Source organism: Kitasatospora sp. NPDC059327 (assembly GCF_042752535.1).
GTDB lineage: Bacteria > Actinomycetota > Actinomycetes > Streptomycetales > Streptomycetaceae > Kitasatospora.
This window is the reverse complement of the sequence record NZ_JBHYYB010000039.1, coordinates 50080-66882: the sequence shown is the minus strand read 5'-3', so window position 1 is coordinate 66882 and position 16803 is coordinate 50080. Positions and strand designations below refer to the sequence as shown.

Annotated in this window: 16 protein-coding genes; 8 read left to right on the top strand and 8 right to left on the bottom strand. The window is 73.6% G+C overall.

Going from position 1 to position 16803, the window contains the following annotated elements:
- Nucleotides 1-20 precede the first annotated feature (20 nt).
- Entirely contained in the window at nt 21-1445 is a 1425-nt protein-coding gene (locus tag ACFXHB_RS23575) for a non-ribosomal peptide synthetase condensation domain protein (protein ID WP_380576573.1), read from the top strand.
- A gap of 57 nt (nt 1446-1502) precedes the next feature.
- On the opposite strand, the gene ACFXHB_RS23570 is transcribed toward ACFXHB_RS23575, so the two are convergent.
- The 6 genes from ACFXHB_RS23570 to ACFXHB_RS23545 all read right to left on the bottom strand — a co-directional run bounded on the left by ACFXHB_RS23570 (nt 1503) and on the right by ACFXHB_RS23545 (nt 8497).
- Entirely contained in the window at nt 1503-3035 is a 1533-nt protein-coding gene (locus ACFXHB_RS23570) for a M1 family metallopeptidase (RefSeq protein ID WP_380576572.1), read from the bottom strand.
- Between the two features lie 187 nt (nt 3036-3222).
- The gene (locus tag ACFXHB_RS23565; protein ID WP_380576571.1) at nt 3223-4095 is read right to left on the bottom strand and encodes a sulfurtransferase; all 873 of its coding nucleotides are present in this window, start codon (nt 4093-4095) and stop codon (nt 3223-3225) included.
- Between the two features lie 82 nt (nt 4096-4177).
- Complete coding sequence (locus tag ACFXHB_RS23560) at nt 4178-5257, bottom strand: class I SAM-dependent methyltransferase (RefSeq protein WP_380576570.1); 1080 nt, start codon at nt 5255-5257, stop codon at nt 4178-4180.
- A 111-nt stretch (nt 5258-5368) separates the two neighbouring features.
- Complete coding sequence (locus ACFXHB_RS23555) at nt 5369-7024, bottom strand: beta-N-acetylhexosaminidase (protein WP_380576569.1); 1656 nt, start codon at nt 7022-7024, stop codon at nt 5369-5371.
- 80 nt (nt 7025-7104) lie between these two features.
- Nucleotides 7105-7431 carry a hypothetical protein gene (locus ACFXHB_RS23550; RefSeq protein ID WP_380576568.1) on the bottom strand — a complete coding sequence of 109 codons (327 nt, stop codon included), beginning with the start codon at nt 7429-7431 and terminating at the stop codon, nt 7105-7107.
- A gap of 154 nt (nt 7432-7585) precedes the next feature.
- Nucleotides 7586-8497: a polysaccharide deacetylase family protein gene (locus ACFXHB_RS23545; RefSeq protein ID WP_380576567.1), complete on the bottom strand. Its 912-nt coding sequence runs from the start codon at nt 8495-8497 to the stop codon at nt 7586-7588.
- A gap of 174 nt (nt 8498-8671) precedes the next feature.
- Between ACFXHB_RS23545 and ACFXHB_RS23540 the strand changes: the two genes are divergently transcribed.
- Nucleotides 8672-9526, top strand: a complete 855-nt coding sequence (locus ACFXHB_RS23540) for an SAM-dependent methyltransferase (protein WP_380576566.1) — start codon at nt 8672-8674, stop codon at nt 9524-9526.
- Nucleotides 9527-9743: 217 nt separating this feature from the next.
- On the opposite strand, the gene ACFXHB_RS23535 is transcribed toward ACFXHB_RS23540, so the two are convergent.
- The gene (locus ACFXHB_RS23535) at nt 9744-10613 is read right to left on the bottom strand and encodes an Fpg/Nei family DNA glycosylase (protein WP_380576565.1); all 870 of its coding nucleotides are present in this window, start codon (nt 10611-10613) and stop codon (nt 9744-9746) included.
- Nucleotides 10614-10768: 155 nt separating this feature from the next.
- On the opposite strand from ACFXHB_RS23535, the gene ACFXHB_RS23530 reads away from it, so the two are divergent.
- The 4 genes from ACFXHB_RS23530 (at nt 10769) to ACFXHB_RS23515 (ending at nt 13566) form a co-directional block, all read left to right on the top strand.
- Entirely contained in the window at nt 10769-11308 is a 540-nt protein-coding gene (locus ACFXHB_RS23530) for an SRPBCC family protein (protein ID WP_380576564.1), read from the top strand.
- 64 nt (nt 11309-11372) lie between these two features.
- Complete coding sequence (locus tag ACFXHB_RS23525) at nt 11373-12032, top strand: hypothetical protein (RefSeq protein WP_380576563.1); 660 nt, start codon at nt 11373-11375, stop codon at nt 12030-12032.
- Between the two features lie 95 nt (nt 12033-12127).
- Nucleotides 12128-12943, top strand: a complete 816-nt coding sequence (locus ACFXHB_RS23520) for a DsbA family protein (protein WP_380576562.1) — start codon at nt 12128-12130, stop codon at nt 12941-12943.
- A complete protein-coding gene (locus ACFXHB_RS23515) occupies nt 12940-13566 on the top strand; it encodes a vitamin K epoxide reductase family protein (protein ID WP_380576561.1) in 627 nt (208 codons plus the stop codon). Before ACFXHB_RS23520 ends, ACFXHB_RS23515 begins: the two co-directional genes overlap by 4 nt.
- Nucleotides 13567-13631: 65 nt before the next feature.
- Here ACFXHB_RS23515 and ACFXHB_RS23510 read toward each other — a convergent pair whose 3' ends face one another.
- Nucleotides 13632-14630: an adenosine deaminase gene (locus ACFXHB_RS23510; protein ID WP_380576560.1), complete on the bottom strand. Its 999-nt coding sequence runs from the start codon at nt 14628-14630 to the stop codon at nt 13632-13634.
- A gap of 267 nt (nt 14631-14897) precedes the next feature.
- Between ACFXHB_RS23510 and ACFXHB_RS23505 the strand changes: the two genes are divergently transcribed.
- Both ACFXHB_RS23505 and ACFXHB_RS23500 read left to right on the top strand, forming a co-directional pair.
- Nucleotides 14898-15182: a DUF6158 family protein gene (locus ACFXHB_RS23505; protein ID WP_380576559.1), complete on the top strand. Its 285-nt coding sequence runs from the start codon at nt 14898-14900 to the stop codon at nt 15180-15182.
- 124 nt (nt 15183-15306) lie between these two features.
- Entirely contained in the window at nt 15307-16695 is a 1389-nt protein-coding gene (locus ACFXHB_RS23500; protein WP_380576558.1) for an NADP-dependent succinic semialdehyde dehydrogenase, read from the top strand.
- Nucleotides 16696-16803 lie beyond the last annotated feature (108 nt).

The window sequence follows — 16803 nt, the reverse complement described above, 5'->3', positions numbered from 1 at the left end:
ACCCCACAACGGAGAACACGGTGACCACGAGTCAGCAGTTGGAGATCGTCCTGTCCGCCGGCCGGTCCGGCACCGGTCCGGCGACCTGGGGCCAGCAGGCCATCTGGGACGCCGTGAGCCGGCTGGCTCCGGCCGACGCTCCGCGGTACAACATCACGGCCTCCGCCCCCCTGGACCCGGGCCTGCCGGTGCCGGTCGTCCTGGGCGCCCTGGAGGGTCTGCTCCAGCTGCACGACTCCCTGCACACCCGGATCGCCCTGGACGACCGCGGCCGGCTGCGGCAGACCGTCGACCCGGACGGTCGGCTGACCGTGCACCTGCGCCGCTGCGACGGTGACGGCGGCGACCCGGCGGACGTCGGCGCCGCGCTGCACGAGGAGTTGGCGGCGCTGCCGTTCGACTGCGCCACCCAGTGGCCGCTGCGCGTCGGCCTGGTCGAGTCGGGCGGGCTGGTGCGGCACATGGCGCTCGTGCTGTCGCACTCGGCCCTGGACGGCGCGGGCATGGGCCTGCTGGTGATGGACCTCGGCGAACTGGCCCAGGGCGCCTCCGTCGAGTCGATCAGTACCGCCCGCGGCTCCCAGCAGCCCCTTGAGGAGGCCGAGTTCCAGAACTCCGCGCGCGGCCTGCGGCGCGACGTGAACGCCCGCGCCCATGTGGTGCGCAAGCTGCGGCTGGGGCCGCCGCGGCTCTTCCCGCCCGTCCCGGGCGAGCGGCCGCGACCGTTCCCGAACGCCGTGCTCAGCTCCCCGGCCCTGCTCCGGGCGATCGAGCCGGTCGCGGCCGCGCACCGGGCGAGTACCTCCTCGGTGCTGCTCGCGGCGGTGGCGGTGATGACCGCACGGCTCTCCGGATCACCGGACGCGGTGCTCCAGGTCATCGTCAACAACCGGTTCCTGCCCGGGCTGGCGGCCGCCGTCAGTGTGGTGGCCGGCGACGGCCTGTTCCATCTGCCGGACGCCGACGGGGACTTCGGCGACGCCGTCCGCCGCACCCACGCCGCCTCGATCGCCACCTACCGGCACGCCTACTACAACAAGCGCCTGCTGGACGAGGAGATCACCCGGCTCACCGCCGAGCACGGCCCGCTCGCCGACCGGTCCTGCGTCTTCAACGACACCCGCGACCTGCTTCCGTCCGAGATCGCCGACCCCGGCACCGGGCCGGGCACCGAGCCCGACGCCGGCACCGCGCCCGACGGCACCGCGCCCGACGCCAAGGAGACCACCCTCACCTGGCCGGTGGAGTTCGCGCCGCGCCCCGGCCTCTCCTACGCCCTGGACGCGCTCCGGACCGCGGACGCGCTCCAGCTCGCGATGACGGCGGACAGCGCGGTGCTCCCCCGCCCCGCGATGGAGCGCTTCCTGTACGGCGTCGAGGCCCTGATCCTCACCGAGGCCCAGGCCCTGGCCGAGTCCCCGGCCGTGGCCGCGCCCAGCTCCTGAGCGGCGAACGCCCGCCGGTCCGGCCGGCCGCTTCCCGCGGCCGGCCGGACCGTGGCCTCAGTGCCCCTGGTCGTGCACCGAGTTGGTCTCCTGGATCTTCTTCCAGGACTTCGGCTCCCGCAGCTGCGCCTTGGCGGTCGGCGCCAGGGCCGCCGCACCCGCCCCGGCCGACGGCGCCGCCGGCACGCCCGCCGAGGAGAGCGCCGGCTTCGAGTCGGTGAACAGCCAGGTGTGGAAGAGCTCCGCGAGCGGCTTGCCGGAGATCCGCTCGGCGTACGCCTGGAACTGCGGGATGCTGGCGTTGCCGTAGCGGCGCTCGGTCGGCCAGCCCTTCAGGATCCGGAAGAACGCCTCGTCGCCGACGGCGTTGCGCAGCGCCTGGATGGCCACCGCGCCACGGTCGTAGACCGCTCCGGCGAACTGGTGGTCCGGCCCGGGGTCGCCCGGCTTGACGCTCCAGAAGGCGTTGTCGGCCGGGTAGAAGGAGTAGACGTAGTCGGCCAGCTCCTGCGCGGTGCCCTCGTCCTCGTGCTCGGACCAGAGCCACTGCGCGTAGCGGGCGAAGCCCTCGTTGAGCCAGATGTCGCTCCAGCGCTGGACGGAGACGCTGTCGCCGTACCACTGGTGGGCCAACTCGTGGACGACGACGGCGGTGTTGGAGCCGCGGGAGAACTGCGCGGGGCTGTAGAAGATCTGGGTCTGGGTCTCCAGCGCGTACCCGGTGGTCACATTGGGGACGTAGCCGCCGATCGAGTCGAACGGGTACGCGCCGAAGTAGCCGCTCAGCCAGTCCACCAGCTCGCCGGTCCGCTCGACGCTGGCCCGCGCCGCGCCGTCGTTCGCGCCGAGGTCCTTGCTGTAGGCGGTGACGACCGGCAGCCCGCCGGGCGTGGTGTCGGTCCTGATGTCGAACTTGCCGATCGCCAGGGTGGCCAGATAGGTGGCCTGCGGCTTGGTCTGGCGCCAGTTGTAGCGCGTCCAGCCGGCCCGGGAGCTCTGGCCGGTCAGCAGACCGTTGCTGATCGCCTGGGTGCCGTCGGGCACCAGGACGGAGACGTCGAAGGTGGCCTTGTCGGTGGGGTGGTCGTTGCTCGGGAACCACCAGGGCGCGCTCTCCGGCTCGTTGGCGGCGACGCCGCCGTCGGGGGTGCGCAGCCAGGCCGAGAACCCGTCGCGCTTCACCGTGCCGGGCTTGTCGGCGTAGCGGACCACGACGGTCACCGGGCTGCCCTTGGCGAGCGGCCGGGCCGGGGTGATCTCCAGTTCGGACTCCCCGGTGGCGGCGAAGGTGGCGGCGCGTCCGTTGACCAGCACCTCCTTGACGCCGAGCACGAAGTCCAGGTTGAACCGGGTGAGGTCCTGGGTCGTGGTGGCGAGGACGGTGGCGGTGCCTTCCAGTTCGTCGGTCGCCGGCTGGTATTTGAGGCGGATGTCGTAGTGCGAGACGGTGTACCCGCCGTTGCCGGCGTTCGGGTAGTAGGTGTCGCCGATGCCGGCCGCGCCGGGGCCGCCCTGGGCGGCGGAGGCGGGGACGGTCAGCAGCAGGGCGAGCGCGCCGGCGGCGGCAGAGACGATCAGCCTCTTGCGCACGGTGGTCCTCCAGGGTCACTGGGACGAAAGGGTCGCCTCGATCCCTGTCCCGGTGGGCCCGGGCCCACTCCTGGAGGATGAAATGTTCATGAGAAGAAACGAGCCGAAATGGCGCCGCCGCGCACCCGTCACCCCCCGCCGCGGCCCCGCACCCGGCGCGGCACCACGCCCCGCGCCCCCGGCCTCCTCAGGCGCCCAGCGCCACCGGCGCCCGCACCAGCGAGCCGTACTCCGTCCACGAGCCGTCGTAGTTCTTGACGTGCGGGTACCCGAGCAGCTCGGTCAGCGCGAACCAGGTGTGGGCCGAGCGCTCCCCGATCCGGCAGTACGCGATCACCTCGCGCTCCTCCGCCACGCCCTGCCCGTCGTAGAGCGCGCGCAGCTCCTCGGCGGACCGGAAGGTGCCGTCGTCGTTGGCCGTCTGTGACCAGGGGATGTTCACCGCGCCGGGGATGTGCCCGGGCACCTGGGCCTGTTCCTGCGGGAGGTGCGACGGGGCCAGCGCCTCGCCCCGGTACTCGGCCGGCGAGCGGACGTCCACCAGGACGGCGTCGGAGCCAGGCTTGGCGAACACCTCGGCCTTGGCCAGCACCTCGTCGCGCAGCGCCCGCAGCTCGGGGTGCTCGGGCCCGTCCAGCAGCAGGCCGCTGTGCTGGTAGTCCATCACCTCCCCGCTGAGCTCGCGTTCCTCCAGCTCCCACTTCTTCCGCCCGCCGTCCAGCAGCCGCACCGGGCCGTAGCCGCGCAGTCGCAGCAGCCAGTAGGCGTAGGCGGCGAACCAGTTGTCGTTGCCGCCGTACAGCACCACGCTGGTGTCGTCCTCCACCCCGGCCGCGCGCAGCAGCCGCTGCACGCCCTCGCGGTCGGCGTAGTCGCGGCCCACCCGGCTGTGCAGGTCGGTGGTCCAGTTCCAGCCGACCGCGCCGGGGATGTGCCCGCGCTCGTACGCCGTGGTGTCCTCGTCCACCTCGACGACCCGGATCGTGCCGTCGTCGAGGTGCTGGGCGAGCCATTCGGTGGGGACCAGCGCCTCGGGGTGGGCGTAGCCGTTGCCGGTCATCGCCGCCCTCCTTCCCTCGGACTCTTCGAACCTACGTCCGGCCCCGGCCCCCGGCCACCCCCGCTCCCCGGACCGGTACCCGCTACGCGCCGCCCCCGGCCGGCCGCGCCAGGTAGTACAGATTGAGCACGTCCCCCTCGACCCGCTTGGTCTCGACCGCGCCGAACCCGGCCTCGGCCAGCATCCGGCGGGCGGTCTGCTCGCCCCAGACCGTCCCGAGCCCCGCGCCGCCCTCACCGAGCGAGACCGTCATGCAGTAGAAGGTCGACAGCGCGTAGAGCGCCGGGGCCAGCGGGTGGCCGATGTTCTCCTCCAGCCGGCTGCTGGCGGCGATGTCGCCCATCAGGAAGACGCCGTCCGGCCGCAGCGCGCCGGCCACGGCGGCCAGTGTCCGGTCCGGCCGGGCCAGGTCGTGGATCACGTCGAAGGCGGTGATCAGGTCGTAGGAGCCGGTGAGTTCGGCCGAGTCGGCGACCTCGAAGCGGGCGTTGTCCAGGCCCAGCCCGGCGGCTTCCGCCCGGGCCGCGGCGATGCCGGTCTCGGAGATGTCGACGCCGGCGCACCGGCTCCTCGGGAAGGCCCGGGCGAGCAGAGTGACGGCGTGCCCCTGACCGGTGCCGATGTCGAGCGTGTCGATGCCGGCGTCCAGCCGCTCGGTCAGCCCGGGCACGAGCGGGACGATCCCCTCCACCAGGGCCAGGTCGTAGACCCGCGCCGACTCCTCGGCCTGCAGGGCCTGGAACCGCGGGTACGCCGAGTAGGGCACCCCGCCGCCCCGGCGGAACGCCTCGACGACCCGCTGCTCCACCTCGCCCATCAGGCTGAGGTACTGCATCAGCCCGGCCATGTTGTCCGGTCCGGCCGCCCTGGTGAGGGAGGCGGCGTGCTCCGGCGGCAGCGTGTAGGCGGCCCGCTCCGGGTCGTAGTCGACGATCCCGCCGACCACCATGCCGCCCAGCCACTCCCGGACGTAGCGCTCGTTCAGCCCGGCGGCGCGGGCGATCTCCTCGCTGGTCGAGGGGGCGAGGCCGGCCATGGTGTCGAAGAGTTCGGTCTGGTGGCCGATACTGGCCATGAATCCCAGGCAGGCGTCGTTCAACACCTCCAGGATGCGACCCGCGAACTCCTCCTGTTCCACCGGGTCGAGTGTCGGTGCGGACATCGTTCCTCCTCCGCCGTCGAAGCCCCGTCGAAGCCGACGCGAACTCCCCTCTCGTCACGCTACGCCGCCCGGCTCCGATCCCCCAGGGCCGAACAGCCCTGCCCGACGGCACTACGGCGCCGGCCAGGGGATCTCGGACCGCTTCTCGTAGCCGAAGCCGGCGGCCGTCCACCGGGCGCCCTGCTCGGCGAGCCGCTGCCGGAACCCCGTCCAGTCATGGCCCGCCTTCGGTGACCAGCCCAGCTCCGCCAGCGCCGGCAGCCTCGGCAGCAGCATCAGGTCGAGCCGCTCCGGGGTGTCCAGGGTCTCGGTCCAGAGCGGCGCCTCCACCCCGAGGACGGAGCCGGCCGGCAGGTCGATCAGGGTGTCCGGGTCCCAGGAGTAGGCGGACCGGACGTCGATCGTCCCGGCCCAGCGCAGTCCGAGCGGGTACGAGGCCTCGTACTTCATGTCCAGGTAGGTCCGACCGGCCGGGGACATGATCACCTTCGCCCCGCGCCCGATCGCGTCCCGCACGTCCTGGTCGCGGCCCTTGCCGTCCCAGTACTGCAGCAGCCCGACCCCACCCGGCCCGGCGGCCGGCGCGGTCTGGTTCCAGCCGACCGGCGTCTTCCCGGCCGCGAGCACCTGGGCACCGACCCGTCGGACGAAGTCCCGGTAGGCCTCCGGCGCCACCGCCCGCACCTCGTCGCCGCCGATGTGCAGGTACGGGCCGGGGGTGAGCCGGGCAATCTCCGCGATCACCTCACCGGTGAAGGCGAACACCGCCTCCCCGGCGGGGCAGAGCGTGCTGAACCCGACCTCGATCCCGGTGTACGGCCAGGGCCGCGCGCTGCCGGTGCAGTCCAGCTCGGGGTAGGCGGCGAGGACGGCGTTGCTGTGCCCGGGCAGGTCGATCTCGGGCACGACGGTGAGGTAGCGCTCCTGCGCGTACCGGACGATCTCCCGGTAGTCGGCGGCGGTGTAGAAACCGCCGGGCGTGCCGCCCACCTCGCTGCCCCCGCCGACGGCGGTGAGCGCGGGCCGGCCGGGGATCTCGATCCGCCAGCCCTGGTCGTCGGTCAGGTGCAGGTGCAGGTAGTTGATCTTGTACAGGGCCAGCCGGTCGATGAACCCCTCGACCTCGGCGACGGTGAAGAAGTGCCGCGCCACGTCGAGCATCGCGCCCCGGTAGGCGTAGCGCGGCCGGTCCTCGACGGAGACCGCTGCGACCGACCACGGCGGCCCGGCGGTCACCGGCACCCGGCTCTCGATCTGCGGCGGCAGCAGCTGACGGAGTGTCCGGGTGCCCAGGTGGAGCCCGGCCGGGGTCAGGGCGGTGATCCGGACGCCCTCGGCGTCCGCGGTGAGCCGGTACCCCTCGGCGCCGGTCTCGGCCGGCAGCGCCGGATCGAGCACGAGCCGGATGCCGTCGCCCGGACCGCCGTCCGTCACCTCGAACGGGTACCCGGTCGGCCGGCGCAGCTCGTCCGCCAGTCGCTCGGCGATCCGGCGGACCTCGGCGACCTGCTCCCCGGCACCCTCGACGCGCACCGCGGTCCGTTCGGAGAGCCGGTAGCCGGGGCCCGGACCGGCGGTGGCGGCGAGCGGCGCCGGGACGATCCGGTCCGCGGTGCGCGGTCCGGCGGGCCCGGCCGGCGCGGTGGCGGTGCCCCCCGGGCCGAACACCCGATGGAGGCCGAAGCCCGCCGCGGCGAGCAGCAGCACGGCGAGGACGATCAGTAGTCCGCGGACCCAGGCGGACAGCCCGGCGATTGGTGTCGGCAAGGCCGCTCCCGGTGTCGACTTTCCGGAATGGTCTCAACCGATCGCCGCACTGTCCCGCGCTCCGCCGGAATCGACTGCCCTCAGGAGAAGATGACGGACCGCAGCTTGAGCCGGTTGCCGAGCTTCTTGCCCGGGTTCATCACGTAGTAGACGTCGCCGTCACAGTCGAAGTCGAGGAAGACCGTGGCGGTCGAGGTGGTGAAGTTCTCGGGCGCGAAGGCCGGGTCGGCCTCGGTCGCCCCGAAGAGGTTGATGCACTCCCCGCTCCGAGGGTCGGCCAGCCCGGCCGGGGTGCCGCGCCCGACCTTGTACAGGAAGTCGCCGGTGGCGGCACCCGCGGAGGTGGGCACGGCGAGGACGAGGGCGACGGCGCTGGTGACGGCGAGCGCGGCGTTGCGGAGACGCATGGGGACGGGCCTTTCAGGGCGGTACCCGGTGGTACCTGGCGAATTGATGCACTATCACCCTAGGGGCCCTAAATTCGCAGAAACGGTTCTCCCAATCCACCCTTTCGAGTGGTTTAGGGGGGAAAGCCGCTACCCTCCTCTCCGCTCGCCCTCCTTACCCCGGGGGCGCCGTGAACTTGTACCCCGAGTCGACCAGCACCGGCAGGTAGGCCTTCAGCGCGGCCACCGTCTGGGAACGGTCCCCGCCGCCATCGTGGTTGAGCACGATCGAGCCCGGCCGGACGTCCTTCAGGATCCGGTCGGTGATCACGCTGGTCCCCGGCCTGGCCCAGTCGCGCGGATCCACCGACCAGGCCATGTTCCGCATCCCGAGGTCGGCGATGACCTTGAGGGAGGCGTTCGACCAGTCACCGCCCGGCGCGCGGAACCAGGTCGGCGGCTTTCCGGTGAGCTTGTTGAGCAGCTCCGAGGTGCGCTCCAGCTCGTCCCGCACCTTCGCGTCGGACAGGCTCCGCAGGTCCGGATGGGTCCAGGTGTGGTTGGCGATGTGATGGCCCCGGGCGGCGATCTCCCGGACCAGGTCGGGGTGTTCGACGGCGTTCTCGCCGATCAGGAAGAAGGTCGCCCGGATGCCGTGCTGCTCCAGCAGGGCCAGCACGGTCGGGGTGTGGCGCGGATCCGGACCGTCGTCGATGGTGAGGGCCACCACCTTCCGCTCGGCGTCGAGTTCGTACACCGGTTTGCTCTCGGCGGCCGTCAGCTTCCGGGGCGCGGCGACCGGCGTCCCGGAGGCGACGGGTGCCGGGGGCGCCGAGGCGGCGGCGGAGGGGGACGGCGGGCCGGACGGAGCCGCGGACGGCGAGGCAGAAGGAATGGCCGGGGCCGCCGGGGCGGACGCGGGTTCGGCAGCGTGCCCGTCGGTCGGCACACCCTCCGCCCCGGCCCCCGGTGCGGCGACCCCGCCGTTCACCCCCTGCGACCCCCGGCAGCCGGCGACCCCGAGCAGGGACATCCCGGCCGCGACCAGCAGCAATCTTCGCGAAGTAATCTGACGATCAGACAGCATGATCGATGCTTCCCCCGCCAATCGCCCGGCCTCCCACCGGCAACTCCGACGGCCCCCAGCACCACTCCGACGGCCCAGTTCGACCCCCATCCGGCGGACCGGGCGACAGCCGCCCCACCTGGACCGCTACGCTGACCTCCCCAGTGTGATGATCTGTCTTCAGAGGACGTGGCCATGACGACAAGTCAGGACTTCTCCGACCAGCCCCAGGACGACGCCGTCGAGCTGAGCCAGTGGGAACGCTTCGGCGTCGACACCAGCGCCCCGCACTCCGCACGCGTGTACGACTACTGGCTGGGCGGAAAGACCAACTTCCCGCCGGACCGCGCCATGGGACAGGCCATCGAGCAGGCCGTGCCCAGCGTGAAGGCGATGGCCAAGGAGAACCGGGCGTTCCAGGGCCGCGCCGTCCGCTACCTGGCCCGGGAACAGGGCATCCACCAGTTCCTCGACCTCGGCACCGGCATCCCCACCTCGCCCAACACCCACGAGATCGCCGAGGCGGTCAGCCCGGGCACCCGGGTGGTCTACGTCGACAACGACCCGATCGTGCTGGCCCACGCCCGCGCGCTGATGGTCTCCACGCCGGCCAGCCGCACCACCTACATCCACGCCGACCTGGGCAAGCCCGCCGAACTGCTCGGCGACCCGGCGCTGACCTCCACGCTGGACCTCGACCGGCCGGTCGGCCTGCTGATGATCGCCGTCCTGATGCTGGTCGCGGACGAGGACGACCCGTGGGGCAAGGTCGCCGCGCTGCGTGACGCGCTGCCCAGCGGCAGCTGCCTCGCGCTCACCCACCCCACCCAGGACTTCGATCCGGAGAGCGTCGCCAAGGTCGCCGAGGCGGCCCGCGCCGGCGGGATGACCCTCGTCCCGCGCACCCGCGAGGAGGTCGCCGGGTTCTTCGACGGCTGGGACCTGATCGAGCCCGGCGTCGCCCCCGTGATGGCCTGGCGCCCGGACGGCGAGCCGCCGGCCGACCCGACCGCCGCCTACTACTGGGGCGGCGTCGCCCGGAAGCGCTAGGACGTGTTTCCTCGCTCGCGTCGGATCAGCGCGCGGCGTCGGGCGCCCGGCCGGGCATGCCGGCGAAGCCTCCTCGTACTGGGTCGTACGTGGACGTTTCGCCGGTGCGGTCAGGCGGGATGCCCGGCGTCGCGCGCCCGGCGGGAGTGAGGAAACACGCCCAGGCCCCGCCGGCCCCGGGGCGGCGGGTCCGCGCGACGGTCCGCCCCGGGGCAGGTCACTTCAGCAGCCGCGAGAGCCGCCGGTCGGCGAGCGGCTTGCCGCCGGTCTGGCAGGTGGGGCAGTACTGCAGCGAGGAGTCGGCGAACGACACCTCGCGCACGGTGTCCCCGCAGACCGGGCACGGCTGCCCGGCCCGGCCGTGCACCCGCAGGCCGAGCTTCTTCTCCGCCTTCAGCTCGCCGGCCGCCAGCCCCCGCGACCGCTCGACCGCCGCGCGCAGGGTGCCGCCGAGCGCCTCGTACAAGCGGGCCGTCTCCTCCTCGGTCAGGCCCGACGCCGGCTTGTACGGGGACATCCGCGCCGCGTGCAGCACCTCGTCCGAGTAGGCGTTGCCGACCCCGGCCAGCACGGTCTGGTCGCGCAGCACGCCCTTCAGCCGGCGCCGCTCACCGCTCAGCAGGGCGGTGAAGTCCGCCAGGGTGAAGCCCGGGTCCAGCGGGTCCGGACCGAGCCTGGCGACCCCGGGGACATCGGCCGGGTCCGTCACCACGTACACCGCGAGCCCCTTCTTGGTGCCCGCCTCGGTGAGGTCGAAGCCGTCCCCGGCGGGACCGTCCAGCCGTACCCGCAGGGCGAGCGGGTTGCGCCCGCCCGGGCGCGGGGGCTCGGTCGGCAGGCTGTCCTTCCAGCGGAGCCAGCCGGCCCGGGCCAGGTGGACCACCAGGTGCAGGCCGCCGGCCTCGATGTCCAGGAACTTCCCGTGCCGGGTGACCGGGCCGACCGTCCGCCCCTCCAGTGCCGTGACCGGCGGGTCGTAGGTCTTGAGCGCGCTGATGGCCACCGGCTGCACCCGGGCGATCACCCGCCCGGTCAGCCGCTCGGACAGGAAGGCGCTGAGGGCCTCGACCTCGGGCAGCTCCGGCATGCGCCCAGTCTCGCGCAGTCCGTCGGCGGCCGCCCGCCGGTCCGGCCCCGTCGGCCCTGCGGCGCGGCGCTCTCGTTGCCCGCCGGCGGCCCCCGGGCGCAGGCTGGAGGTGTCCGCGCACCTAGTGAGCCGACCACAGGAGGTCCGGTCCCGTCATGAGCACACTGGAGGAGCAGATCGACATCGACGCCCCGGTGCTGGCGACCTGGGAGCAGCTGCACCGGGTCCACGACTACCCGCGGTTCGTGGGCGGGGTACGCAGCGCGTACCCGCACGGCAGCAACCTCGCCCACCTCGGGGTGGAGGTCGACGGCGCCGAGCGGGACGTGGAGACCGAGATCACCGACCGCGGGCGGGGCCGGGTGATGGCCTGGCGGACGCTGGACGACCCCCGGTTGCACGGCGCGTTCGCGCTGCTCCCGCTCGACGGGAGCCACACCCGGCTGCAGATCCGCGTCGAGTACGACCCGGAGACGGTGCGGCAGGTGTTCGGCGGGCCGCGCGGCTTCGCCCAGGCCGGGGCGATCGAACGGGTGGTGCGCGCCGATCTGGAGCTCTTCCGGGAGATCGTCGAGGCCCGGACGGCCGCCGCCCGGTCCGAGCGGCCCGGAGCGGCGGCCGCCGCCCGGGAGCCCGGAGCACCGGCCGACACGCTCGGACAAGAGGCGAACAAGCCCAGTTCAGAGCGGTCGTGAGGATCTTCACAGGAATCCTTCGGCCCGGTCGTCCACCATTCAACCTGTGGCAGACTCGGATGCCATGAGCACCGGCCCGGCCCCCAGGACGCTTCGCGCGGCGATCTTCGCCGCGCTGGTCGTGCTGCTCGCCGGGCTCGGCCAGGTGCTGGTCACCGGCCGCCCGCTGCCGCTCGGCACGCTGGCCCTGGCCGGCGGCGCCGTCTTCGCGGTGGCCTTCGTCCTCGCCGGATCCGAGCGCGGCTACCCGGCGATCGCGGCGGTGTTCCTGCCGCTGGAGCTGGGCCTGAGCGCGTTGTTCGAGTTCGCCCAGAGCACCTGTCCGTCGCTGCCGCCCGGCTCCGCCCGCGGCTTCGAGCCGCTGCTGTGCGGCGGCGGCTCGCTCGGCGGGGTCCTGCTGGGCCACGGGCTCTCCCGCTCCGCCGCCCTGCTGACGCTCCTGGCGCTGCACAGCGCGATCGCGCTGGCCGCCGCCTTCTGGCTGCGCCGCGCCGACGCCGCGCTGAGCGGCTTGGCCGCCGTCGCGCGGGTGCTCGGGGACTTCGCGCGGCACCTGCCCACCGCCGGCCGCCGACTGCTGCTGCTCCTCGCCGCACCCGTCCCGGCCCGCCCGGTGGTGCGGATGCCCTTCCCGCGCGCCAGCCGGGTCCGCGTCCCGGTCGAGGACGTGCTGCTCAGCCCCGCCGTCCGGCGCGGGCCTCCGGTGCCCGTCCCGGCCCGCTGAGAACCCGCTTCCGCTTTCTCCGCCGGTCGTTCTCGCCGCGCGCCCGTGCGCGCCCGCCCGTCCCACCGACCGAGAGCACAGGACGACACCCCGCCATGAGCAAGAAGCCCCAGCCCAGCACTGCCCGGACCACCAGGAACGCCGCCCGGCGCGCCGCCACCGACCGGATGCGCGAGGAGCGCGAGCGGGCCGAGCGGTCGGCCCGGATCCGCCGCCGGACCGTCGTCGGCGCCGCCTCCGCCGCCGTGCTCGCCCTGGTGGCGGGCGTGGCCTTCGCCGTCGGCGGCTCCGCCGGCTCCGGTGACGCCGCGGCCGCCGGACCGCTGGTCACCCCCGCCAACGCGGGCGGCGCCGACGGCACCGTCATCACCTACGGCAAGGCCGACGCGCCGCACACCCTGGAGATCTACGAGGACTTCCGCTGCCCGTACTGCGAGCAGCTGGAGACGACCAACGGCAAGACCATCCAGCAGCTCGCCGACGCCGGCACCTACAAGATCGAGTACCACCTGGCGACCTTCCTGGACCAGGGCCTGGGCGGCAAGGGCTCGCGCACCGCGCTGGCCGCCGCCGGTGCGGCGCTCAACGAGGGCGTGGACAAGTTCAAGCAGTTCCACGACGTCCTCTACGCCAACCAGCCCGACGAGCGCAATGACGGCTTCGCCGATGTGAACCGGCTGCTCGACCTGGCCGGACAGGTCCCGGGCCTGAAGACCGACGCCTTCGTGAAGGCCGTCCAGGACGGCACCTACACCCCGTGGGCCAACCAGGTGAACAAGGCCTTCGACAAGAGCGGCGTCAGCGGTACCCCGACGGTGAAGCTGGACGGCACCAAGCTGGACGTCTTCGCGAACGGCGCGCCCGTCACGCCCGAGCGGTTCACCGCGATGGTCAAGCAGGTGACCGGGTGACGCCCGACCGCACGACCGCCGCACCCGACCGCGGGCACGGGGCGAGCCGGCCCTTCGCCCTCCTGCTGCTGATCGGCGGCGCGATCGGGATCTTCGCCTCGGCCGTTCTGACGCTGGACAAGATCCGGCTGCTGAAGGACCCGTCCTACGTCCCCAACTGCAACATCAATCCGATCATCAGCTGCGGCTCGATCATGCGCAGCGACCAGGCCGAGGCCTTCGGCTTCCCCAACTCGCTGCTGGGCCTGGCCGGCTTCGCCGTGGTGGTCACGATCGGCGCCGGCCTGCTGGCGGGGGCCACCTACCGGCGCTGGTTCTGGCTCGGCCTCCAGGCCGGGACGCTGTTCGGGATCGGCTTCGTCAGCTGGCTGATGTACCAGGCGCTGTACCGGATCGGCGCCCTCTGCCCGTACTGCATGGTGGTCTGGGCGACCATGATCCCGCTGTTCTGGTACACCACCCTGCGCAATCTGCGCACCGGCGTGATCCCGACCTCGCGCGCCCTGCGCCCGGTGGTGCGCGAGGCGGCCCGCTACCACTGGGTGGTGCCCGCGCTCTGGTACGCGGTGATCGCGCTGCTGATCCTCAACCGGTTCTGGTACTACTGGTCGACCCTGCTCTGATCCCCCGCCGGCTCCGGGCCCGACGCGGCCCGGAGCCGGCGGCCTCGCCGCCGGTCAGGCGCCGGTCAGGCGCCGGCCGGCTCGAACACGTAGGCGGCCACCTCGGCCAGCAGCGCCGCGCGGCGGTCCTCGGCCAGGAAGGACGCGCGGAAGGAGTTGGCGGCCAGCAGGCGCAGCGTCTCGGGGTCGAGCGCGAGGGCCTGCTCGACGGCGCGGAAGTTGTCGTCGACGTAGCCGCCGAAGTAGGCGGGGTCGTCGGAGTTGACGGTGACCAGCAGGCCGGCCGCGAGCATGGCGCGCAGCGGGTGGTCGGCCAGGGTGTCGATGCAGCGCAGACGCACGTTGGACAGCGGGCAGAGGGTGAGCGGGATCCGGTCGCGGACCAGGCGGTCGACGAGCGCCGGGTCCTCCAGGCAGCGCAGCCCGTGGTCGATCCGCTCGACGCCGAGGACGTCCAGGGCCTCGGTGATGTACGCGGCCGGGCCCTCCTCCCCCGCGTGGGCGACCCGGTGCAGACCGGCCTCGGCGGCGCGGCGGTAGACCTCGCGGAACTTGGCCGGCGGGTGGCCGACCTCGGCCGAGTCGAGCCCGATCCCGGTGATCCGGCCGAAGTGCGGCCGGGCGGCCTCGAAGGTCTCCAGCGCGGACTCGGCGGACTCGTCCCGCAGGAAGCACATGATCAGTCGGGTGCTGATCCCGTACCGCTCCTCGGCGCGGTCCAGGGCCCGGCCGAGGCCCTCGACCACCACGTCGAGCGGCACCCCGCGCGCGGTGTGCGCCTGCGGGTCGAAGAAGATCTCGGCGTGCCGCACCCCCTGCTCGGCGGCCCGGGCCAGGTAGGCGTCGGCGAGGTCCGCGAAGTCCTCCTCCGTGCGCAGGACCGCCATCAGCGCGTAGTACAGGTCCAGGAAGGACTGCAGGTCGCTGAAGGAGTACGCGCGGCGCAGCTCCTCGGTGTCGGCGTACGGGAGCGACACACCGTTGCGCCGGGCGAGCGCGAAGGCGAGTTCGGGCTCCAGCGTGCCTTCGATGTGCAGGTGGAGTTCGGCCTTGGGGAGCGGCATGGGTGATCGTTCCGAGCTCTGGGAGGGAAAGGAAAGGTGCGTCGAGATAGTCATCGTACGATCCGCCGGGCCGGCCGCCACGACCGAGGGCCGGCCGCGCACCGTCCGCGACGACGGCTCCGCACCGCCTGGCGAAAGCCCCCGGCGGCGACGACACTGCCCCTACGGGCCTTCTCGCCGGCGCCGCCGGCGCGCCGGTCCCGGGTGTACCGGCGGCGACGACCGGGCACCGGTCAGTGGGGGGCCCGTGCCGAGGAGGTAGTGGACATGCGGCACCCCGACGACGCTCCGCACAACAGGCCCGAGGGCATCTCCCCGCACGCCCTGGGCAACGACACGCTGCTGCGCGAGCTGGAGCAGCTGCACCGGACCAGGCACGAGACGTTCCTGTACGGGTCGGACGACGCCCTGAAGCGGCACACCCTGCGGACCGGGCAGCTGGAGGCCGAGTACCTCCACCGGTTCCCGAACCGGCTGGTCACGGCCGGCCGGACCAGGGCGGGCGCCCGCGCCCGCGAGACCGCGGCGCGGGCGGAGTCGCTGCCGGACTGAGGCCCGGGCGGCCGGCCGCCGGCGACAACACGCCGGGCGGCGGTGGTGCGCCCGGGGCGGGGTGTCGGCGAGGGTGGAGCAACGACTCCGGAGCAACCCCCACGGACACCTGGGAGCCCACCGCATGGCCATCGCAACCGTCAACCCCGCGACCGGCGAGACCCTGGAGACCTTCGAGGCACTGGACGCCGCCGGCATCGAGCAGCGGCTGGCCCGCGCCGAGGCGGCGTTCGAGAGCTACCGCACCACGTCCTTCGCGTACCGCGCGGAGCTGCTGCGCCGCGCCGCCGACCTGCTGGACGAGGACCGGGAGGACATCGCCCGCACGATGACCCTGGAGATGGGCAAGCCGCTGACGGCCGCCCGCGCCGAGGCCGCCAAGTGCGCGAAGGCGATGCGCTGGTACGCCGAGAACGCCGAGGCCCTGCTCGCCGACGAACACCCCGCCCCGGCCGACGTCGCCGACTCCGGCGCCGCCCGGGCCTACGTCCGCTACCGCCCGGTCGGGCCGGTGCTGGCGGTGATGCCGTGGAACTTCCCGTTCTGGCAGGTGGTGCGGTTCGCCGCCCCCGCCCTGATGGCGGGCAATGTCGGGCTGCTGAAGCACGCCTCCAACGTGCCGCGCACGGCGGTGGCCCTGGAGGAGCTGTTCCGCCGGGCCGGCTTCCCGGAGGGCTGTTTCCAGACGCTGCTGATCGGCTCGGGCGCGGTCGAGGGCATCGTGCGCGACCCAAGGGTGGCCGCCGTGACGCTGACCGGCAGCGAGCCCGCCGGTCGCGCGGTGGCGGCCGCGGCCGCCGACGAGGTGAAGAAGGCCGTCCTGGAGCTGGGCGGCAGCGACCCGTTCGTGGTCCTGCCGAGCGCCGATCTGGACGCCGCCGTGGCCACCGCAGTCCGGGCCCGGGTGCAGAACAACGGGCAGTCCTGCATCGCCGCCAAGCGCTTCATCGTGCACACCGCCGTGTACCGGCCGTTCACCGAGGCGTTCACCGCGGCGATGCGGGCGCTGACGGTCGGCGATCCGATGGACGAGGCCACCGAGGTCGGCCCGCTGGCCAGCAGCCAGGGGCGGGAGGACCTGGTGGAGCTGGTCGAGGACGCCCGGGCGCACGGGGCCCGGGTGGAGTGCGGCGGCCGGCGCCCCGAGGGGCGGGAGGACGGCTGGTTCTACGAGCCGACGGTGCTGACCGGCATCACCCCGGCGATGCGGATCCACCTGGAGGAGACCTTCGGCCCGGTGGCCACCGTCTACGAGGTCGCCGACCTGGACGAGGCGGTGGCGCGGGCCAACGACACACCGTTCGGGCTCAGCTCCAACGTCTGGACCACCGACCCGGCCGAGCAGGAGCGCTTCGTCCGGGACATCCAGGCCGGCGGGGTGTTCTTCAACGGGATGACCGCCTCGCACCCGGCCCTGCCGTTCGGCGGCGTCAAGCGCTCGGGCTTCGGGCGGGAGCTGAGCGACCACGGGATCCGGGAGTTCTGCAACATCACCACCGTCTGGATGGCCTGAACCGGCGGACGGGGCCGGCACCGGGGGCCGGCCCCGCCCCCCCCCCGGGTAGGCCGCCCCCCCGGGGGGTGCCCGGGCCGGGGGGAGACCGCCCCCCCCAGAGCCCCC